Below are 21,309 nucleotides of genomic sequence, written 5' to 3'. Positions count from 1 at the left end.
ACAATGGTAAACAAAAGTAGGGAGCCAAAAACTCTCACCTTTTATCCTGTTTGCGTGTCTTTACGTGTCTTTAATGGTGTCTGGCGCTGAACAAAATTTAAAATCTGGATCGTCGGCAGAGCAAGCCTCTGCGGGTTCTGAGTCTTTAACCGTAGAACAGGCGATCGCTAATCTACAGCAACGGGAAGACTTAAGTCTTTGTTATTACGCCGCTTGGTGGCTCGGTAAGTTTCGAGTCCGGGAATCAGTAGCGATTGAAGCGTTAATTGCGGCACTAGCCGAAGAGGCGGATCAAACGGAATCGGGAGGATATCCCCTGCGCAGAAATGCAGCGAGGGCATTAGGCAAACTGGGAGATTCTAGAGCGGTGCAGCCGTTGATTGATTGTCTGGATTGCCCGGATTTTTATGTTCGGGAAGCAGCCGCTCAATCTTTGGGAAAGTTGGGGGATTCTACCTGCATTCCTAAGCTGATGAGCCTTCTAGACGGTGGCTTGGCAGCAGCCTTGCCTATACCCGGTTCCCCTCACCTAACCCAACCCTACAATGCCGTGATTGAAGCCCTAGGCACTCTAGGCGCTACCGAAGCTATCGATTTAATTGCCCCCTTCTTAGAGCACCCGATTGAGTTAGTCCAGTATGCCACCTTCCGAGCTATGTACCAGCTTACTCAAGATCGGGTCTATGGCGATCGCTTAATAACAGCCCTAAAAGGTCAAAAGTTGCAACTGCGGCGGGCAGCGCTAGCCGATTTAGGAGCGATCGCTTATTTGAATGCAGCGGATGCGATCGCTGAAACCCTGGCAGAAAATAGCCTAAAACTCATTGCTCTCAAAGGGCTTCTAGAGCATGAAGTCAAAAATAACTCCACAGAATCTTCGGAAGTGTCTGATGCAGCTACCCACCTTATGACATTAATGGACAATTTACTGTAATTCCCAATCCTTAGTTTCTACTGTGAAAGAATTTGTTCTAATGACTAATGACAAAGGACAAACCCTCATCCAAGCCGTTGAACAAGCTGATTCTGCCTCTAGCTTAGTTGCCGCTGTGCGATCGCTAGCCAATGCCCGTTTGGAAGCGGGGATTTCCACCTTAATTGCCGTCCTCAGCTACAACAATCCTGGTGCTGCCGTCGCTGCGGTAGACGGGTTGGTACAGTTGGGAGATGTTGCCGTACTGCCCTTGCTCCACCAACTAGATGGGTATAACTATGGGGGCAGAGCGTGGGCAATTCGGGCTTTAGCCAAAATTGCTGATCCTAGAGCTTTGGAAACATTACTAGTCGCCGCAGAAACAGATTTTGCCTTGAGCGTTCGTCGAGCTGCTGCTCAAGGGTTGGGCAATCTGCATTGGTTTCAACTGCCTGCTGAGGAAATTCAATCTGCCCAAGAGCGATCGCTCAATACCTTACGATTAACGAGCCAAGACCCGGAATGGGTAGTGCGCTATGCTTCTGTAGCGGGATTGCAAGCACTGGCAACTGCTGTAATTCAGCCAGAGTTTTTCTCGCAAATTATGACTCATTACCAGACGATGCTGGATCGGGAGTCCGATTTAGCCGTGTGTACTCGTGTGCGGCTAGCTTTGGGGCAACTTCCTTAATTCATCCACAATTCCTAAACCCAACCTCTGATTTCAACATTTGTGAGGAGTCTTTCTAACTTGGCACATTCAGTTTTAGCCGATTGAAACAGATGTTTCATCATCACAGGTTCTCCCGCTTCCGCTGCTAAAAACGCCGCATTTAAGGCGATATTGCGGATATTTCCCCCAGCAACATTGAGATTACCCAATTTTTTCATATCTATCTTTTGAGTAGGGGTTTCCTTGGGAAAAATGCGCTGCCAGATTTGGCTGCGTGCGGCGGCATCGGGAAACGGAAATGTAATAGCAAAACGGATGCGACGCAAAAAGGCTTGATCTAAAGAGTCTTTAAGATTTGTTGTTAAAATAGCCAACCCTTGATACGCTTCCATCCGTTGGAGTAAATAGCTAACTTCCACATTAGCATGACGGTCATGAGAGTCTTTCACTTGAGTCCGTTTACCAAATAAAGCATCCGCTTCATCAAAGAGTAAAATTGCACCCCCCGTTTCCGCTGCATCAAAGATTCGCCGCAGATTTTTTTCTGTCTCGCCGATATATTTGCTAACAACAGCACTCAAATCAATGCGATACAGATCTAATCGTAATTCTTTGGCTAGCACTTCGGCTGCCATTGTTTTTCCAGTACCACTTTGTCCAGAAAAGAGGGCGCTGACGCCTAATCCTCGACCTCCTTTGCCTGCAAATCCCCACTCTTGGTAAACTTTAGCCCGTTGTCGAACGTGAGCGGAAATATCCTGGAGAATATTTTTTTGTTGCTCTGGCAGAATTAAGTCCTCCCACGTAGCCATCGCTTCAATACGTTGAGCTAAATCATCTAAACGGGGACGGGCTTGGACACGACAAAAATCCCACAAGTGAGTTTGAATTGGAGATAGTGGACTCTGTAGTTGAGTTTTTGAGATTGGAGTTTTAGATTTACGAGTGCGGGTTGAGGATGGGGAGGGTTTCTCCAGTTCTATCTCTTTTGGCTTTTCTACTTCTGTTGGTATATATTCTATACTTTTAAACGATAAACAAGCAGCTTGAATCGCCGAGGGGCTAAGGTTGAATTGGGAGACTAGTACATCAATTTGCCCATTCAGTTCTGAAGCAGTTGAACCCAGGTAAGATTCCCAAATAGCCTTTTGTTCGTTGTGAGAAAGTTGACCCACATCCAAGGTAATCATCGGACGTTGGCGTTGCGGCTGTCGTTCCTGAGTGCTGAGGATTAAGGGCAGATTTAAGTCTTCAATGAATTGAGCGATAGTAGACTCTCGCATACCATCTGCTTGGTTCACTTCATCGCAGGTTAGTAAAAGGGCGCTGTTGGTTAAAAATGATTCGCGTAAACACCGCTGTTTTAATTGATAAAGTTCATTGGGATTGATAGGAAGTCGGGAAGCTGAGAGTAAATTCAGACGTAAACCAAAAGCACTACAGCTAGCCGATGAAATCGTATACTTGGCGGCTAATTCTGCACCACAGAGTTGCACGATGGGAAATGTAGAGGTTGGTGTTTTTTGAGACCAAGTGGAGATGAGTTGATCCGACAATTTTTGGTAAGAAGGAGGGAGAGAGGTTGGGGGTAAGGGTGGCACGGGTTGGAGGATGCCCGCTAATTCATCATCTAAGGAATGTTCGCCTAATAGATAACAAAGAATACGCCGATTAATTCGTAGAGGAGAGTGAGTTAGGGTTTGTCCTTCTACAATTTCAATCAGTCCCCAACGGTGTAAAGGAGATTGGGAGGATAGAATACTGAAATGAGCATCGTTGAAAGTAGATAAAGCTAAACCAAGAGTCGGATAATTTCGTTCTGAATTGCCGTGAACTTTGATACACAATTCTTCAAACTCATCATCTAATTCCATGCCGACACAGAGTAAGAGGATATGGCGCTCAAAGTGGGAAAGGTTAAAGAGTGTGCAGAGTTGATCTAAGGCTGAGGGAGTATTTTGTAGAATGGCTAAGGCGTCTGGCGCTAAGGTTCTTTCAAATCTGAACGGACTGGGCTGATTTTGGCGGCGATTAATAGTATCTTCTAATACCTGACGGACTTGATTGACGGCTGTCTGCAAATAGTGAAAATTAGCGGTATACCAGTTGGTTGGTGCGGGAGTATCCATAGGTGGCTGCTTAAGTATCTAGAATTTGATGGCTTCTATGTTAAGGCATATTTCGGTTTGATCTAAGTTAGAAAAAAATAGTTTATACTTTAGCCACCTCTCAAGAAGTCTCGATTCATTAGCGCTCAGGTTTCCTAGCGACGGGTAGGTATTGGCTTGTGGGAAAATTCCCTAGAATTCTTGAGGCAATCGGCAACTCATCAGACAACTGAGGCTTCATCATGTATAAACCCCTGCAAAAGAAAAGTTCCTCCTGGACTCCGGCATCTGTACAGAAGAAGAGTAAAAGCCTTGCTGCTGGGAGTAAAGCTATCCAACCCAAGCGGGAGAACAAATCTTCCCAGCAGTCGGAAATGCCCAATTACTCCAGAGGCGCATCCGATGGAATAATGGCGAATGTGATGCGAAGTCTGGAAGCGAAGGAGCAGGAACAGGCAGAAACGCAAAGGGTGCAGCCTCAGTCAGACTCAGGTGGGATTTCTGTTGCTGATGTAGTGAAACCGACAATACAGACACCCACTCCCCAAATGGGAACGGTTTCGGGAATGTTACAAGAACACCCGATTCAACGGCAATGTGCTGATTGTGCATCTGAACAGCTTGAGGAATCTGTCGCAGAGGGGAAAGATGTTGATGATATGTCCTTGGCGGCGAGTGGGATTCAGGCTAAGTTAACAGTAGGAGCGCCCGGAGATGTGTATGAGCAGGAAGCGGATCGGGTAGCGGCGCAGGTAATGTCGATGCCAAATAGTTCGACCCAAGTGCAGCGTTTTACCGCAGAGGACAACCCAGTTCAGAGGTTGTCATTGGCGCAGTCAATTACACCTGTGGTGCAGAGGCAAGTGGATGAGCAGGTGCAAATGCAAGCGTTGGTGCAACGGGCATTTCAAGCGGGTGGGAATGAAACGCCTGGGGATTTAGAAAGTCGTTTGAATGCATCTTCGGGTGGGGGTTCGGCTTTATCAGAGGACGTGCGATCGTTTATGGAGCCGCGCTTTGGTGCTGATTTTAGTGGAGTGCGGGTGCATACGGGTTCTGAAGCGGTGCAGATGAACCGGGAGTTGGGCGCTCAGGCGTTTGCTCATGGGAGTGATGTTTATTTTGGGGCGGGGAAGTCGCCGGGGAATAATGAGTTGACGGCGCATGAGTTGACTCATGTGGTGCAGCAGAATAGCGATAAAGTTCAGCGAAGAACTCACCCAAGCTCTGCAACAAGACTAGATAGGCAGACAACGCCAACAAATACCCAAAAGACTTTTCACCCCATTCCTGTTCTTGCGGGTGAGGTGTCCAGAAGTCCTGTGTTGAGCCATCTTCAGTCCCTAACTGAAGATGCAAATCATAACTCATCTGTTTATCGAAAAGAGATATCTAGCTTCCAGCAGGCTAATCCTCCGCAACAGATCAGAGCATCCCAGTATCAACTTCTCGAACAGCCAAACGCTGTAGAAGTGGTTCAAACAGACAAATCACAAGCTCTTCGTCGAGGATGTGGCTGTAGTGGACAAAAGAAAGAAAAGATCAAAAAGGCAGCGGAAAAATCCCAACCAACTGTAGATCCTACAGTAGCGCTCAAAAAAGTTGCCGAATCCTTAGTTGAGATTGGTGGGACGGCTGACGCTGGAGACAAACAACTCGTTGTTGCAGAATTAATTAAGATGCCCTTACCTGCACTTAATGCTCTCAAAAATAAAGGTATTAAAGTAGTGGTCTGTCGAAACTCAGTGACCGAGATCCGGACAGATCTCAAAGGAGTTCAACCTCGTGGATGGCCGCCAGGTGCAACCTGGGATAGTGTGCCAGGTCTATATGATCCCAATAGTAATCGTGTAATCATTGCGACTCGAAACGGACGTATTCCACCGTCTGGTGATGGTCATGGTAGCCATAATCTAGTGCTTCATGAGGTTGGTCATGCAGTTGGCGGTACGTTGGGTTCTGCAAGCGGGGGTGAGAACGACCCGCAGTTTCTGGCAGCACGTAATCAAGATAAAGCCAAACTGAGTGGCTATGAAAATCAAGCTGGTGCAGCAGGAGTAGAAGAAACTTATGCGGAAAGCTTTGCAAGGTTTTATGGAAAAGATCCTAATGATGCTACTTTATATCCCAACCTTCATGCTTATTGGGCAGGGAACCCATTCATCTCTGACTCAAAATGAGGATGTCTTGACCACTCAACACTTGAGTCTGATAGATTCTTTGGAATTCCCACTCATATCAGAATCACTTAAGCACAATCTGGTGTTTGCCTTGAATATTCGCTCCGACATGACGGCTATTGGTATTTCAAAAATATTTAAAGGTGTAAGGGAGCAGACAGTGAAAAAAGAAAATACTAAATCGGTTGAGCAAACAGAAAATACTCAACAACCTATCGGTCAGGCAACCATGCAGGAAGATGGCTCAATCATACTTCAGCTTTGGGCAGAGACCGAAGATGGTGCTTCAGGTCAAACATTTTTGACCTATTCGCCAACTGATAAAGAGTATGCTTCAATTCTTGAGCATATCGGCTGTTTAGAGGTTGGTGAAACTAAGTTAGTTTTCCCCTGGCCTGATGAATAATCTTCAGTGATGCGAATAAAATGTCAATAACTCGATCTTGAGCGATCAACCTCTAAAAATTGCTTTAATTTTTTTCAAGTGAATTGGCTGAAATCACTTTATCCGGATATTAGACAGATTCTTCAAGATTCCCTACCAATTTGTTGGCACGAACTTGGGGGAGTCTTAGCCGAGCTATTTGAGGAACCAGTACCCCTGGAGACAGCATTACCTCTGGCAGCTTGTAAGGCTGTAAATGGCGATCCAAAAGATGCTATCCATGTAACAGCTGCGATGTTAGCCTTTGCAGTTTGCTTACGTATTTTTGACGAACTACAAGATCAAGACAGACCCGATCAGTTGTGGGAGAAAGTCGGATTCTCTAGAGCTTGGAACTATGCTTCATCTGTGCATATTCTTTGTTTTAAAATTTTAAGTCAAGCGCCTCTTCCTCCTTCTACATTCCATAGAATTAGCCAAACATGCATCGATACTTACTTTTGTATCGCCGCAGGCCAAGATCGTGATCTGGCTGGAGTCACGAAAACCATCGAAGACTATTGGAAAACCATAGAAATGAAAACTGGCAGCGCCTATGCTACCGCTTGTGCAACTGGAGCAATGGCTGGGACTGACAGTTCTAGTTTAATTCAGGCTTGTGGTGTTTATGGGCATCATTCAGGTATGGCTGTACAAATCCTTAATGATATGGACTCCATTTGGCAACCTGATGGCATAACTGACTTAAAACAGGGAAAAATTACTCTTCCTTTGCTCTATGGGTTACAATTTCATCACCCAGAACGCGATGAACTCTTGTCCCTAATGACAGACAATAAAATTGCTAATCATGCCGAAAGAATTAAAGAAATATTAGACAATATTGATACAAAAAGTTTCTTGCTATGGGCGGCTCTAAAAGAACGGGAGCAAGCATTAGAAGCCATCAAAATTTGTCCCAACGCTGAGGGAAGAGAAGTCCTTGAATCTTACATAACCGGGATGTTCGGAGACATCGATTTATTATTGCAACAGTCAGAAAGTGACAAGGCTTAGTGCAGATGTTCTCTTTCCGAAGGAGGGTTGCGATTACCTACTCAGAGCAATACTCACCAAACGTTGTCACATTCCCCTTAACCGTAACTCCCAACTCTAACTCGTCTTGATGAAGCAGTGCGATCGCTGATTTTTCTCGGATGGTGGAGTTTGAAGGGCGTTCCCGCTAAAGCGACTGAATGCGATCGCCAGCTAAATCTTTGCTTTCCAATATCACACCATTTTTCCAAAGCTCATACTCGCTAATATCAATCTCTTCGTTCCACACGATTGCATAACCACCTGGCTCGACTTTAAAGTTCCTGAAAAAAGCAGGTTGTCGAAGTGGAGAAAACATTGGAGTTTCTAAAAGATGACGAATATCATATTTTTTCACCTCTCCATTGGTAAATTCAATGACTAGAGTTGTGTCATCTAGCGCTCTAGCTTTATGGATTTGAGGATACTTCATGCTGCTCATAAACCTAAACTTACTTTAAAGGAGGTAATTTACGAAACTCCTGACTATTCCACATTTGCAATAAATCTTGCTGGTACAAAGTTGCCCACTCCAAAACTAATTTTTGTGCACGACTTGGTAAGTCTCCCTCAATAATCTCAAGTGACTCAATACTGACTAACGCATTGTACTCACCATAAATTGCATGAAAATGAGGTGGAGGGTGATCGCCAAAGAACACCTTAATTACAATTCCATAAAACCGTGCAACCTCTGGCATACAACATTTAAGAAATACTGAATTCCTTTATTTTATCAAAGTGCGATCGCCGATCTTGTGGGGTATGTTAACGGAGAACGCACCAACATAACTGACAATCGCTAGTCTACTATTGCCTACCGAGGCATCACATCATCTAGCTGCAAACACAACTCTGGCAAAAGCTCTGAGACAATCGCTTCTCCCAGCCGATACCGTTGTTTTTGATAATCCTCACCCACAAGCCTACAAACTGTAAACGTTGGCTGCTTTGGCCTACCGATAAACTCAATCCCACCGAGTCCTTTGTAATCCACAATCCAATATTCAGGAATACCGAATAGAGCATACTCCTCGACTTTACGAGCATAATCCGTTTCCCAGTTAGTGCTAACAACCTCAACGACTAACTTGATCGAACGCCCCAGCGTAATCACAGGTTCTCGACTCCAAAGGGGTTCGTTTGATAGCACCGCTTCATCAAGGATGACAACATCAGGACGACGCGCAGTGGCTTCATTGGCAAAAGGACTAACGATGCAAGTTCTAGGAATCAGCCAAGGCAAGTTCTGCCGCTCAATCTCAACACTAATTTTTGTTGCCAGCTTCCCCCCAACCGCTTCGTGATGCCCTGTAGGTTCCATATCAATGAGTTCTCCATCAGCAAGTTCGTAGCGTGGGTTGTCACCGTACTGATGCAGAAATTCCTCAAAAGTCAGGAATCTTGATGGAGTATAAGTCATAAGCTCACTTCGCTTCGCCCTATCGTACCGAATCCTTCTACAGGGTACAACAGGTTTCTGTAAGCAGAGGCGATCGCGCTTGTTACGATACAGCAACACCAGCTATCCCATCCTGCACCTGCAATGAGCAAGTGTATTTCATTTCGCCGTCAGTAATGCCAGCCTATCTCAATCAATCCTGTTGGCGCGATCGCAAAAACGTTGGATATAAGCCTTCAAAGTATCTGTGTGGTACTTCATAGGACAGTGTTGATACTCAAAGGCTTGAAACCACTGGAAAAGTACTCAGCACTTGGCTATAACATAGCAAAAAGCACTACTATGTAAACGATTCAACCTCCAAAAACGGTATCTTAATGAAAGTACGCTTGACAAGAGAGATATGGCTGTTCAGTTGCGGCGACCTATTTTAGTGGGCGGTATTGGTTTATCATTTGGGCTGTGGATGTTGCAAGGCATTCACGAATCAGTAGCCCAGTTTGATGAAGTTGGAGTAATCGGAGCGATCGCACTCGGTACGGGGTTGTGGTTCTTTCAGAAGCGCGGGTCTAGTAAAATTGACCTATCACCCCTATCTTCACCCCTAGAGCGAGCAACGGTAGAACAGGCGATCGCTCAAACCCAGAGAGTTATCGATTTAGTAGAAATTGAAATAGGCGATCAAAAGCAATTACGACAGCAGCTTGCCCAACTCACGGCAGAATTAGAGCGGCAGAACCTCCAAGTTGCGATTGTAGGTGGTAAGGGAGTTGGTAAAACCCATTTGGTGAAAGTGTTGCAGTCTGACTGGTTGCCCCAGCAGTCCCAAAGCGTTAACCTGCAAGATACACCCACCTTGTTTGTGAGTAATCAAGCTCCAGAAGTTATCCCTGACTCAGATTTAGTCTTATTCGTCATCACTGGCGATCTCACCGATACGGAATTTCAAACCTTACAACAACTCAAAGCAGTAAATCAGCGGACTCTGGTAGTTCTTAACAAGCAAGACCAGTATTTACCCACAGATCGAGCGCTTATTTTGCAACAATTGCGACAGCGGATGTCGGAACTATTACCAGCAGACGATATCGTTGAAATTTCAGCATCCCCCGCCCCTGTAAAAGTACGCCAGCATCAGCCAGATGCTTCGCTACAAGAATGGATGGAGGAGCAAACGCCCGATTTAACGGCACTGACTCAGCGAATCAGTCAAATCTTCACTCAAGAAGCGCAACAATTAGTATGGGCAAGTACCGTGAGAGCAGCATCAGCGCTAAAAGCTGAGGCGAAGGCACAGTTAAATCAAGCCAGACGCGATCGCGTTTTACCCCTTATTGAACAATATCAGTGGATTGCTGGAGCCACTGCCTTTGCCAACCCAGTGCCAGCGCTAGATTTATTAGCAACGGCTGCGATTAGTACCCAGTTGGTGATTGAATTAGGCGGGATTTACCAACAACAATTTTCTCTCTCCCAAGCCCAGTCAGCGGCTCAAACCTTAGGCAGTTTGATGTTTAAATTAGGTCTGGTGGAGCTTTCTACGCAAACTATTGGGGGGATTCTTAAGAGCAATGCCTTTACCTACGTGGCTGGAGGAGTTGTGCAGGGAGTTAGTGCTGCCTATCTCACTCGATTAGCGGGTTTGAGCTTAATCGAGTATTTTCAAGAGCAAGAGATTGGCGCAAATGCGGCAACGAGTCAACCGTTGAATCTTGAGCGCGTCGCTGAGAAACTGAAAAAGGTTTTCCAAGAAAATCAGCGGAGGGCATTCTTACAGGGTTTTGTCAAGCAAGCTCTGGGGCGGTTGCGATCGGAATCTGCTCAAGCTGAACCAACTCCTTTGTAAGCCAACACACACCCACAGACTGAAAGCCAGGAGCTACAGAAATAATGCTTCATATCTTGTAAAAAAAAAATAATCACTTTCATGGCATTATTTTTAGTATCGACAAGTAGGTCTATTTGTATAGGCTAGTAGCATAGTATGCTCCTTTGTCACCCTAGTCATAGGGATAAATAGGTTAGTCACTAACCTGATACAAGAAAAAACACACTGGATGGGGGTTCTGCCGCTGTGTCCCATAGCTGCGCATCGAAGGAGAGCGACGTCAGATGTGCAAACGGTGTCAATAAATAGCTGGCTAAAGGCGGTGTGAAGTTTTTGTCGCTTCCTTCACTTTGTTACTACCAAAGGGGGACTAAACTCCTCATCAGAGCGGTCTGAGGTGGTAGACGTTAAAATGCCAGTGGTCTAAAGCTATTGTTAAAAACAAAACTCAAACCCTGTTTTTTTATCGATTCAGGGTTTTGTTTTCATAGGAATTATATATAGCGGTTCTCATTTACATGAGGTACAGTCCCTTTCCCTACTCCCTACTCCCTACTCCCTACCTTCATCAGGGTGTACCTCACCATATAGAGAAACGCTATAGACAGCAAAAATCGGTAGAGAAACAAAAACGTATCTCCACCAACTTATTTAGCCCGATTAACCCATGAAACGTAATGGAAAACTAGTCCTGTGACTATCTACCAGTCTGCTGCCCCTCTCTTTTTGTGTAAGAGTTCACCACTGAAGGGTTGCACGCCAGTAATCGGATAAGCATCATCGGTGGGACCGAAAATTCTGACTACGGCTTCAGAGATATACTGGCTAATGCTGTCTAACCATTTGTAAATACTCATACTAGCCTCTCCTGATAAAGTGACGATCGACAAGTGACAGTGAATAACTGAATTCTTCAATCCACTTTAATTATGAGGGAGCCTCTCTAGAATGCAGAGACTTTGCAATATTTTTTTGTTTATGTTTGCAATACTTTTCTTACAATCCAGCTAAAAGTCAGATAATTGGTCAAACTTATAAACTTTCTTTTACATTTTTGAGCTTTTACAACAATTTGTAACGATGCTCTGCTTCTGATCGTCGGTAAATCTTAGCAGATTTAGGCTCTAATTTAGAAAGCGATCGCACCAAATACTCAAGCGACTGTTTTGATCCAGGTTTAGCGTCAATTAATTCTCTAAATCGCTAGCTCAGACTGCCTTATTCTTCAGACACGTCAGAGATACAGAAATTTATAGCTTGAGTTCAGTGGATTAGTTTTGGTGAATTCTACTATAATTGAAGCAATCAACCCACCTCCTCCAACTGGACTCTACAATGAGTCCGGCTAGAGACGGCTAGTGAGGAAGCATTCTTCCAGCAGCGTTATGAACCATGAAGACCAAGAATTGACCCTTGATGCACAAGAATACAGCCTTTTGACCGATCTCTACCAACTGACGATGGTAGCTTGTTACACTGGCGAAGGTCTAGAGGAACGACGAGCCAGCTTTGAGCTATTTGTGCGCAAGCTTCCCAGTGGCTTTGGCTACCTGATTGCCATGGGATTGGCACAAGCGCTGGATTATCTAGAGAAGCTACAGTTCTCTCAGGCTCAGATTCAGGCGTTACAGGCAACGGGAATTTTCGAGCAAGTACCCGATCGCTTTTGGTTGTTGCTAGAATCGGGACGCTTCACTGGTGATGTCTGGGCAGTGCCAGAAGGAACGGCTGTATTTGCCAACGAACCTCTGTTACGGGTAGAGGCACCTCTGTGGCAAGCTCAATTGGTAGAAACATATATTCTCAATACCATTAACTATCAAACTTTAATTGCAACGAGAGCCGCTCGAATGCGAGATATCGCCGGTGCAGACACTAAATTACTGGAGTTTGGCACCCGACGAGCATTTAGCCCTCAGGGTTCTATGTGGGCAGCACGAGCAGCTTTAGCCGCCGGGTTTGATTCTACCTCCAATGTTTTGGCAGCGCTGAAATTAGGCAGTCAGCCAAGTGGCACCATGGCTCATTCCCTGGTGATGGCATTGGGGGCAATCTCTGGCAGTGAAGATGAAGCCTTTGAAGCCTTCCAGCGCTATTTTCCCACAGCGGCTTTGTTAATTGATACCTACGATACAGTTGCCGCTGCCAAGGGTCTGGCAGAAAAGGTAAAGGCAGGTCAAACGCAGGTTTCAGGGGTGCGCCTGGATTCAGGAGATATAGTCACACTCTCGAAAGAAGTGCGATCGCTCCTGCCGGATGCGAAAATCTTTGCTAGTGGTGATATGGATGAATGGGAAATTGCCAAGATTAAAGGGGCGGGTGGTATTGTTGATGGTTATGGCGTTGGTACGCGACTGGTGACAGGAAAACCCGTGAACGGTGTCTACAAACTAGTAGATATTGATGGCATTCCGACAATGAAGCAGTCGAGTAGTAAAGAAACCTATCCCGGTTGCAAGCAAGTGTTTCGGCGCTTCCAAAAAGGTACATCCCTCATTCAAGCAGATCGACTGGGTATAACGTCAGAAGCCCCCACTAGTGAGGAACAGTCGTTGTTGGAGTTGGTAATGAAACAGGGTAAACCCGTGAGAGAACCTGAAACCTTGGGAATAATTAGCGATCGCACCACTGCCTCAGTTGCCAGTCTTCCCCCCCAAACTCGCCAATTACACGACCCAATACCCATTTCCGTAGAAATCTCTGACACCTTGCAACAGCTTACTACAGAGGTTGAACAGAGATTGAAAGAGGAATAACAGATAAATTAAACCCCTTGCACAGGTTCAGTTTTAGCACTCCCTACTCCCTACTCCCCATTCCCCTAAATCATTAATTTATGAACACCATTGCACTTTTTGGTACTAGTGCCGATCCACCGACTGCAGGACACAAAGCCATTCTCAAGTGGTTGTGCGATCGCTATGATGGGATAGCAGCTTGGGCGTCAGATAATCCCTTTAAATCTCACCAAACCCCCCTTGAACACCGTAAGCGGATGTTGCGAGTCTTAATTTCCGAAATTGATACACCTCAAAACAACATCGCTTTGCACGAAGAACTCAGCAGTGGCAGAACTCTGGAAACCGTCAAGAAAGCCAAGGAAATTTGGGGAGAGGAAGTCGAGTACACCTTGATCATTGGTTCGGATTTAGTCAGTCAGTTGCCCAAGTGGTATGAAGTTGAAAAATTGTTAGCACAAGTGCAGTTGCTAGTAGTCCCGCGTCCGGGTTATGAAATAAACGACGAAGATATCCAGAGGTTGAGGCAGCTAGGTGCTCGTGTAGAAGTCGCCGATCTGCAAGTTCCGGCAGTGTCTTCTACAGAGTATCGTGAAAAAGGAGACTCTGAGGTCTTGACGCCTCCCGTTGAGGACTACATCCATCAAGAGCAGTTGTACGAATGCCAGAACGCGGCACCAAGCAGGTAAACCAACCAGCGTTAGCCGATTTCAAAGTCGGAGTTGATAACGTTATTTTCTCGGTCGATACCCAGCAAAATCGTGTCTTGGTGCTGTTGGTGATGCGCCAAGACGAACCGTTCTCAGCTCAATGGAGTTTGCCAGGGACGCTGGTGCGCAATGGAGAATCCTTAGAAGATGCCGCACATCGCATCTTAGCAGAAAAAATCCGGGTCAATAACTTATACCTAGAGCAACTGTACACCTTCGGCGGTCCTGGTCGTGACCCACGAGAATCACCGGACAGTTTTGGCGTCCGCTACCTATCAGTCAGTTACTTTGCCCTAGTCCGGTTTGAAGAAGCCCAATTAATTGCTGAGGGAGTCAGCGGTATTGCCTGGTATCCTGTCACCGAGTTACCCCAGCTTGCCTTTGACCACAATCAAATCTTAGAGTACGGCTATCGGCGACTACGCAATAAGTTAGAATACAGCCCCGTTGCCTTTGACGTACTGCCGGAACTATTCACCCTCGGCGACCTTTATCAGCTTTACACGACCGTTTTGGGGGAAAACTTCTCCGATTATTCCAATTTCCGCACGCGCCTCTTGAAGCTGGGTTTTTTGGCAGATACAGGTTTGAAGGTATCACGAGGGGCGGGACGTCCAGCGAGTTTGTACCGCTTCGACTCGGAAGCGTTTGCGCCGTTGAAGAATAAACCCTTAGTGTTTATTTAAAAAAAATCCCGAAAGCACTACTCCCCACTCTCCACTAAGCTTTAACTGTAAAAAAAAATTAAAAATCCGATCGAACTAGTAGGGATAGGTAGGAAGATGATTGATTGTCCCAATTAATCCGACCAGCCCCAACTCTTAGTAACGTTTCCTTAGGATTCTGACATGACAACTGAACAAAATGTAACGTGGAAAGCCGTCCTAGCCGAGAAAATTCCCACTCAGATGGCGGAGGAGATTGATCTGTTTGAAACCCAAATGACCTTACGCTGCCAGGGAAAGCTGGATGAGAAAGTGTTTGCTGAGTTACGGCTGCGTCGGGGTGCCTATGGTCAGCGCTATGACAACGGCTTCCGATACGATGGTGAACAGTCTCAAGAAATTCCCTTCCCCCATCGAGACTTAACGAAAGGACCCGAAACTAAATGGGAAGCGCCGGGGATGCAGCGCATCAAAATTCCCTATGGGGGAATGACGGCTGAACAGATGGAAGTGCTGGCAGATGTGGCGGAAGAGTATTCTGATTGCATCCTGCACATAACCACCCGTCAGGATATTCAACTTCACTTTATTTCCATCGAGGATACCCCAGATATGCATCGGCGTTTGGCGGCTGTGGGTATCACCACTCGTGAAGCTTGCGGTAACTCGGTGCGGAATGTCACGGCTTGCCCTCTCGCTGGCGTTTGCCACGATGAAGCCTTTGATGTCAGTGGCTATGCTGATGCCGCGACTCGTTACTTCTTGGGACACCGAGATGTACAAGACTTTGGACGGAAGTTTAAGATTGCCTTCTCTGGCTGTAAGCAGCATCCTTGTGGTTTAACCTATATGCATGATATGGGTTTGATTGCCACAACCCGGACGGTGGATGGTGTGGAGCAACAAGGCTTTGAGATGTATGTGGGAGGTGGATTAGGTGCGGTTCCCCATCTGGCTAAACTGCTGGATGAGTTTGTCCCCCCCGAAGAATTACTGCCCCTGTCTCAAGCTGTAGCGCGGGTGTATGCTCGCTTGGGTGAAAAGAAAAATCGCAATAAGGCGCGGATTAAGTTTCTCGTTACTAAGTTAGGAATTGAAGAATTCCGTCGCTTAGTGAAAGAAGAACGAGCCGCTTTAGAGCATGACCCGAAATGGACGGAATTCTTAGACAGTTTATCAACCTTTGAAGAAGCCGGATTGCCGGAGCCTGTGTCTGCCGAACAATCCATTGACTTGGGTGAGGATGCAGAAGCCTTTGCTCAGTGGAAATCGACTAATTTGTATCCCCAACGGCAAGGGGGGTTTGTTTGTGTAGCGATCGCTCTCCCTTTAGGTGATTTAACCTCCCAACAAATGCGCGGTTTAGCTGATGTTACCCGTCGCTTTACCCGCGACACCATCCGCACAACGGTAGAGCAAAATATCCTGCTGCGTTGGATTCACGAAGCAGATTTACCGGCTCTCTATCTAGCACTCAAAGAGATTAATCTCCATGGGGCGGGCGCACACTCGATTGTCGATATTACTGCCTGCCCCGGTACAGATACCTGTAAGTTAGGTATTTCTAGCTCTCGCGGTTTAGCTGGGGAATTACGCGATCGCTTAACGGTTAAAGGTTGGCAGTACGATGCCGCCGTTAAAGATATTCGCATTAAAGTCAGCGGTTGTTTCAACTCCTGCGGTCAACAAATGGTTGCCGAAATTGGCTTCTACGGCTCAAACCGTCTGGTTGATCGCCATCGGGTGCCTCACTTCCATCTCATCCTCGGAGGTGAATGGGATAATAATGCCGCTCAATATGGACAATCCTTAGGTGTAATTCCCTCCAAGCGTGTGCCAGAGGTAGTAGAATTTTTGGTCGATAAGTATCTGCGAGAACGCCAAAACGGTGAAAAATTTCCCCAATTTGTAAACCGCGTTGGTAAAAAGGAAATTAAAGACCAAATACAGCCCTTTACAAAAGTGCCACTCTATGCCGTTGATAAATCCTTCTACACTGATTGGGGCGATGCCCGTGAATTTACAATCGGTGACATTGGAGTGGGTGAATGTGCCGGAGAAGTTGTTTCCTTAACCGATTTTGGTGTAGCAGCGGCAGAAAGTATTTACTTTGATGCCACCCTGCTGCTAGAAGGCAATTCCAACAATGGGAACGTGCAGCAAGCGGCAGAGAAGGCGCTAGAAGCGATGTTGAGTGCAGCTCAGGCGTTGCTGAAAGTGCAGAACATAGATATTACCAATGAGCCAGATGTAATTGTTAACGAGTTCCGCACCTATTTCTACGATACTGAGCTATTCTTTGACCCCTTTGCAAAAGGGAAATTTGCCAGCTATTTGTTCAATACCTATGAGCAACGCCACGAGGCTAAGAACCTCGATCAAACAAGACAACTCATTGAAGAAGCTCGTTTGTTTATTGAAGCCGCTCATGAATGCAATACTCGCATGGTGCAGGCGGGTGTTACTACTCCCGTTAGCTTCAGTAAATGGCTGATAGAGCAGCAAATGCAGGTGGCTGGCTCATAGCAGCTTATCAAATTAGTGCATCTGTAAAGTGAATTGTGCGTGTTGGGGAGTGTGTGCAATGGCAATCTGCAACGCGCCAATTCTCAGAAAAACTTGAAGGAAGAAAGAATGAATCTTGATCGTTTTTGCATTAAATTCTTTGTTCGTCCGGAAACCAACATTGACGAAACAACCTTTATCGAAATTTTTCACGAATGGATTCGCCGACAAAAGCTGAAAGGTACGTTGATTGATGTCGCTGATTATCGCCATGTGCCTAATGGTCCCGGTATTATGCTAATTACCCATGAAATTAATTACGCGATGGATCATGCTAATGGTCAATTTGGTCTGTATGCTCAACGTAAATTAGGTGAAGGTGAAACCCATAAAGACCGCATTTTAAATGTCGCCAAGGCAACCGCAACGTTTGGGGCTTTGCTAGAGTCCGATAACCGGGTTACAGGAAAACTGAGCTTAGAGGGTGGAAAATTCGTTTATATGGCGAATGATCGCTTGCAAGCACCCAACACAGACGAAGCGTTTGCTGCCCTCAAACCTGATTTAGAAGCAGCAGCCGCTGAACTTTATCCAGGACAATCGGTTTCAATTACTCGTCTGGAAAACGATCCGCGCGATCGCTTAACGGCTGTCGTTCAGGTAGAAAATTCGGTGAATCTCGCAACTTTAGCCCAAGCTGCCTAGGTAAGTAGCTTGACACAAATATAAGGTTACTGGGGAGGGGTGTGGGGAAACTTCGGGAGTTTCATTATTCTTTGTACAGCAATGGCACTGACTTAAGTGTTCGTAGTCAGCGCTTTAGGGCTTGAGGCACGCTTTGTGCCAACTATGAACTGACTTATTTCTTATGTCTATTAACTGGTAAAGACCATTGCCCCTTGGCGAATATCCCAGCGAATACCTCGTAAAGCTGCCAACCGTTCTAAGCGAAGTTCAAGGTTTTGTGGTGTAAGATAAAGTTCGCGGGCAGCATACCAGCGCCAAGCATCAACCGACGACAGATTTGCCCACTCCCCTAGCTCGATACACTGCATTAAACGACGGTCGGTTTCATCGAGTCCAACTTCATCTAATGCCGCTCGACTGGCTAATAGCGTTTCAATTTCATCCCAACTGTAACCGGCACAGCGCAGCAGAGAGATAGGTTGCTCCGTTAAAGCCGTTAACACATCTAAAGCTGGGTTGTCTGTAAAACGACTGAAAGTAGGAGCTAGCAAGTCCAACAATTCATAAGCTCCCTGGCGCAATTCCTCGATGATCTCATCAGTAACAGCACTGGTGTCGCTGTTTGCTAGATTGCCCTTGTTGTTGCTAATCATATTCAGCAATTTAATTTTGCGTCGCCAAGAACTGATTTTACCGACATGAATCACCCCATATTGACTTAAGTCTACGGCTTTGAGGAGCATTGCCAGAAACAAAAAAGTCTTGGCTGTTATTGAAGTTGGCGAGAAATCAGCATCAGGGAAACGAAACTCTAGGTGAAAGGGGAGTACGTTTCCGGTTTCAGTAAAGCTGAGATGTTCTAAATTGAGGAAGTTTTGATGCTCCGGTACTCTATGACTTTGCTTGAGTAGTTTTTGAATCTCAGCCATACTCGTCATTCCAGGGGAATGATGCACCATTTCTAAATGGCTGTTGTGATTGCGGCGGCGGCAAAGGGCTTCTCGTTTGTCACCGCCACTAGTGATAAATTTCAGTTCCGGAGCATAGCGACGTATCAGATTCCACAGATTAGCAAGAATGATTTCGGGAACGGGTTCGGCTAAACCTGGAGTTAGCAAATGAAAGTGTAATCCACAAGTGGCTTTGAGGCGTGCATCTCTAGCTTCTAGTCGGTCGATGATCTGGCTATACTGCTGCTGTAAGATACGAAAGTAAGGTTGCCGACCAATTACCCGAATCTCAATGCCGCAGTGTTCAGGTATGACATCCATGACGCCATAGGTTCCCAGTCGTTCAAAATCATGGGACGGTTCTAAGTCTTGGCGTACCACTTCTTCAAAGATGGAGCATTCTAACCCCTTTGGACAAGCCACTTCCAGTTCAGTACCAATCTTGCTGACGCGATAAAGTAAATCTTTCCAATAAATAGCGGTGATTGGTGATAATGTATGTTTGTGTCGCAAGATAATAGGGTCTTTCATGAAATCCCTTGAAGGGTAGACAAAGTAATTTACCCCTGAAATTTGTAGTGTTGATTAAGCATTGGATTAGAGACGTTGTAGGTAATGTCTCTACAAGGTTCCAGCCAAAACTTAGTAAGGCAGTAATGAACCTCGATTTACTAATGGATGAGATGCAAAATCCTGAATACCTGATTAGATACAACCCTTAAGCTTTTGGGACACAGCTACACTACCCACGGCATAGAAAATCGAGAGACTGATCAAGTCTCCGTAAAAATTAGAAGTGGATTTTTAACTCTAGCTGTAGAGTTCCCGCATAATTCCTTACTTCTATTATTGGCACAAATCTGAGGTGATTCAGCTAGAAACTCATGAAGTTCATCAAATCTTTGATTTTAGGGAGGCATTAGTCTAGCCATTTGACCCCATCATCTATGCCTTTGTCCCGATTTTATATTGGTGATTACGCGACTTCTATAATTAGTGGCAGTTATCGTTACTTCTCCTTCATTCATTTCACCTTCCTTCATTTCAATTAATCCTCCCCATCTCCTCATCTCCCGGATAACAGATTTCCCCAAGAACAATTCCTATCCGGATGAGTCGCTCATTGCCTCGAATCCTAAAAAATGAACATCTACCAGAGGCAACAACCCATCCGATATGAATAGTCTTAAATCCTATTTAATTCCTATAGTCACCAGCATGATACTTGCGGGGTTTAGTAGCTGGGGTTTACTTGCAACTAGCAGGAGTGGAAATGCCCCTGAACTGCCGCCGACAGCAACTAATCCTAATCCAACCCCATCAATCACCCCAAATCAGAACGCCTCAGTCATCGATAAATCTAACTCTTCTCCAGTATCTGTCACTCAGAATCCTGCGAACACCGTTACCCTCAGCATCTATCAAGCCGACAGTCAGTGTGAGACGTTAATCCCTGAAAAAGTAGACGTTCCCACTACCAATTCTGCCAATGCCGCTGTCGGCAAAGTCCTAGAGCAAGTGAACTCCAGCGACTTCGAGCTAGCAGGCTATCGTGTCAACCTCAATTCCAGCAGTGGTGTCGCTACCATCGATTTGCGCCTGTCTCCAGATTCCCGGCGACACTTTGCCTCCCTCTCTACCTGCGAACGATTTGCCTTATTTGGTAGCTTGCGCAAAACCCTAATCGAGAATTCTCCGCTCAAGATTAAAGAGGTTCGCTTTACCGAACAAGGACAAGAGATTTATTTATGAAGTGTTATGGGTTTGAGCTAATCCGACAATAGCCGCGTGTCAATCGCTACAATCTAGAAAAATACCAGCTTGAGCTCTTACCGCATGATTCCTACAGTTATAGAACAATCTGGTCGTGGCGAACGCGCCTTTGACATCTACTCTCGTCTTTTGCGGGAACGCATCGTCTTCCTGGGACAACAGGTTGATTCTGACTTGGCTAACCTCATCGTTGCCCAGCTTCTGTACTTAGAAGCAGACGACCCAGACAAAGACATTTACCTCTACATCAACTCTCCAGGAGGTTCTGTGACGGCAGGCATGGGTATTTACGATACCATGAATCAAATCCGTCCAGATGTCTCCACAATCTGTGTCGGTTTAGCTGCCAGTATGGGAGCCTTTTTGCTTAGTGCTGGTGCTAAAGGTAAGCGGATGAGCTTACCTCATTCCAGAATTATGATTCACCAGCCTTTGGGTGGTGCTCAAGGGCAAGCAACCGATATCGAAATTCAAGCCAAAGAGATCCTCTATCATAAGCGACAGCTCAACCAACTTTTGGCAGACCACACCGGTCAGCCCATAGAGCGGATTGAGGAAGATACAGAACGCGACTTTTTCATGTCAGCTAAAGAATCTAAGGACTACGGTTTAATTGACCAAGTGATCGAGCGGCGTCCTTCAGCCACGCGAACTCCTGTAGGTGTTGGTTAGGGAGTGAGACAAGGGGACAAGGGGACAAGGGGACAAGGGGACAAGG

The 21,309-nt window shown here is 45.9% G+C and carries 19 protein-coding genes; 13 read left to right on the top strand and 6 right to left on the bottom strand.

Annotation, left to right across the window (positions count from 1 at the left end; translation table 11 throughout):
* The first annotated feature begins 73 nt into the window (after positions 1–73).
* Positions 74–934: a HEAT repeat domain-containing protein gene (locus IQ257_RS01885; RefSeq protein ID WP_193875081.1), complete on the top strand. Its 861-nt coding sequence runs from the start codon at positions 74–76 to the stop codon at positions 932–934.
* A 40-nt stretch (positions 935–974) separates the two neighbouring features.
* Positions 975–1,604 carry a HEAT repeat domain-containing protein gene (locus IQ257_RS01880; RefSeq protein WP_193875050.1) on the top strand — a complete coding sequence of 210 codons (630 nt, stop codon included), beginning with the start codon at positions 975–977 and terminating at the stop codon, positions 1,602–1,604.
* Positions 1,605–1,618: 14 nt separating this feature from the next.
* On the opposite strand, the gene IQ257_RS01875 is transcribed toward IQ257_RS01880, so the two are convergent.
* Positions 1,619–3,715, bottom strand: a complete 2,097-nt coding sequence (locus IQ257_RS01875; protein WP_193875051.1) for an ATP-binding protein — start codon at positions 3,713–3,715, stop codon at positions 1,619–1,621.
* Between the two features lie 221 nt (positions 3,716–3,936).
* Between IQ257_RS01875 and IQ257_RS01870 the strand changes: the two genes are divergently transcribed.
* From IQ257_RS01870 to IQ257_RS01860, 3 genes are all read left to right on the top strand, one after another.
* Positions 3,937–5,874 (top strand): eCIS core domain-containing protein, encoded by a 1,938-nt coding sequence (locus tag IQ257_RS01870; protein ID WP_193875052.1) that lies wholly within the window; start codon positions 3,937–3,939, stop codon positions 5,872–5,874.
* A gap of 7 nt (positions 5,875–5,881) precedes the next feature.
* Positions 5,882–6,280: a hypothetical protein gene (locus IQ257_RS01865; protein WP_193875053.1), complete on the top strand. Its 399-nt coding sequence runs from the start codon at positions 5,882–5,884 to the stop codon at positions 6,278–6,280.
* 78 nt (positions 6,281–6,358) lie between these two features.
* Complete coding sequence (locus IQ257_RS01860) at positions 6,359–7,315, top strand: polyprenyl synthetase family protein (protein WP_193875054.1); 957 nt, start codon at positions 6,359–6,361, stop codon at positions 7,313–7,315.
* A 166-nt stretch (positions 7,316–7,481) separates the two neighbouring features.
* Here IQ257_RS01860 and IQ257_RS01855 read toward each other — a convergent pair whose 3' ends face one another.
* The 3 genes from IQ257_RS01855 to IQ257_RS01845 form a co-directional block, all read right to left on the bottom strand.
* Positions 7,482–7,766 (bottom strand): DUF2442 domain-containing protein, encoded by a 285-nt coding sequence (locus tag IQ257_RS01855; protein ID WP_193875083.1) that lies wholly within the window; start codon positions 7,764–7,766, stop codon positions 7,482–7,484.
* Between the two features lie 19 nt (positions 7,767–7,785).
* Positions 7,786–8,034, bottom strand: a complete 249-nt coding sequence (locus IQ257_RS01850; RefSeq protein ID WP_193875055.1) for a DUF4160 domain-containing protein — start codon at positions 8,032–8,034, stop codon at positions 7,786–7,788.
* A 116-nt stretch (positions 8,035–8,150) separates the two neighbouring features.
* Positions 8,151–8,756: a Uma2 family endonuclease gene (locus IQ257_RS01845; protein ID WP_193875056.1), complete on the bottom strand. Its 606-nt coding sequence runs from the start codon at positions 8,754–8,756 to the stop codon at positions 8,151–8,153.
* A 382-nt stretch (positions 8,757–9,138) separates the two neighbouring features.
* Here IQ257_RS01845 and IQ257_RS01840 point away from each other — a divergent pair, with 382 nt between their 5' ends.
* Positions 9,139–10,581 (top strand): YcjF family protein, encoded by a 1,443-nt coding sequence (locus IQ257_RS01840; RefSeq protein WP_193875057.1) that lies wholly within the window; start codon positions 9,139–9,141, stop codon positions 10,579–10,581.
* Positions 10,582–11,264: 683 nt separating this feature from the next.
* On the opposite strand, the gene IQ257_RS01835 is transcribed toward IQ257_RS01840, so the two are convergent.
* A complete protein-coding gene (locus IQ257_RS01835; RefSeq protein WP_193875059.1) occupies positions 11,265–11,420 on the bottom strand; it encodes a hypothetical protein in 156 nt (51 codons plus the stop codon).
* 528 nt (positions 11,421–11,948) lie between these two features.
* On the opposite strand from IQ257_RS01835, the gene IQ257_RS01830 reads away from it, so the two are divergent.
* The 5 genes from IQ257_RS01830 (at position 11,949) to IQ257_RS01810 (ending at position 17,886) form a co-directional block, all read left to right on the top strand.
* A complete protein-coding gene (locus IQ257_RS01830; protein ID WP_193875061.1) occupies positions 11,949–13,319 on the top strand; it encodes a nicotinate phosphoribosyltransferase in 1,371 nt (456 codons plus the stop codon).
* An 80-nt stretch (positions 13,320–13,399) separates the two neighbouring features.
* Positions 13,400–13,990 (top strand): nicotinate-nucleotide adenylyltransferase, encoded by a 591-nt coding sequence (locus IQ257_RS01825; RefSeq protein WP_193875063.1) that lies wholly within the window; start codon positions 13,400–13,402, stop codon positions 13,988–13,990.
* Positions 13,963–14,697 carry an NUDIX hydrolase gene (locus IQ257_RS01820; RefSeq protein ID WP_193875065.1) on the top strand — a complete coding sequence of 245 codons (735 nt, stop codon included), beginning with the start codon at positions 13,963–13,965 and terminating at the stop codon, positions 14,695–14,697. The genes IQ257_RS01825 and IQ257_RS01820 overlap by 28 nt, the downstream gene beginning before the upstream one ends.
* A 162-nt stretch (positions 14,698–14,859) precedes the next feature.
* Positions 14,860–17,202 (top strand): nitrite/sulfite reductase, encoded by a 2,343-nt coding sequence (locus tag IQ257_RS01815; RefSeq protein WP_193875067.1) that lies wholly within the window; start codon positions 14,860–14,862, stop codon positions 17,200–17,202.
* Between the two features lie 108 nt (positions 17,203–17,310).
* Positions 17,311–17,886 carry a hypothetical protein gene (locus IQ257_RS01810; protein ID WP_193875069.1) on the top strand — a complete coding sequence of 192 codons (576 nt, stop codon included), beginning with the start codon at positions 17,311–17,313 and terminating at the stop codon, positions 17,884–17,886.
* 170 nt (positions 17,887–18,056) lie between these two features.
* Here the strand turns inward: IQ257_RS01810 and IQ257_RS01805 are convergent, their stop codons facing one another.
* Positions 18,057–19,349, bottom strand: a complete 1,293-nt coding sequence (locus IQ257_RS01805; protein ID WP_193875071.1) for a hypothetical protein — start codon at positions 19,347–19,349, stop codon at positions 18,057–18,059.
* 645 nt (positions 19,350–19,994) lie between these two features.
* Between IQ257_RS01805 and IQ257_RS01800 the strand changes: the two genes are divergently transcribed.
* Both IQ257_RS01800 and clpP read left to right on the top strand, forming a co-directional pair.
* Complete coding sequence (locus IQ257_RS01800) at positions 19,995–20,570, top strand: sporulation/spore germination protein (RefSeq protein ID WP_193875074.1); 576 nt, start codon at positions 19,995–19,997, stop codon at positions 20,568–20,570.
* A gap of 84 nt (positions 20,571–20,654) precedes the next feature.
* Positions 20,655–21,263: an ATP-dependent Clp endopeptidase proteolytic subunit ClpP gene (gene clpP / locus IQ257_RS01795; RefSeq protein WP_193875076.1), complete on the top strand. Its 609-nt coding sequence runs from the start codon at positions 20,655–20,657 to the stop codon at positions 21,261–21,263.
* The last annotated feature ends 46 nt before the right edge of the window (positions 21,264–21,309 follow it).

Source organism: Coleofasciculus sp. LEGE 07092, from assembly GCF_015207375.1.
Classification (GTDB): Bacteria; Cyanobacteriota; Cyanobacteriia; order Cyanobacteriales; family Coleofasciculaceae; genus LEGE-07092.
Note: the sequence above shows the minus strand (reverse complement) of the source record. Positions and strands in the feature narration are given on the sequence as shown.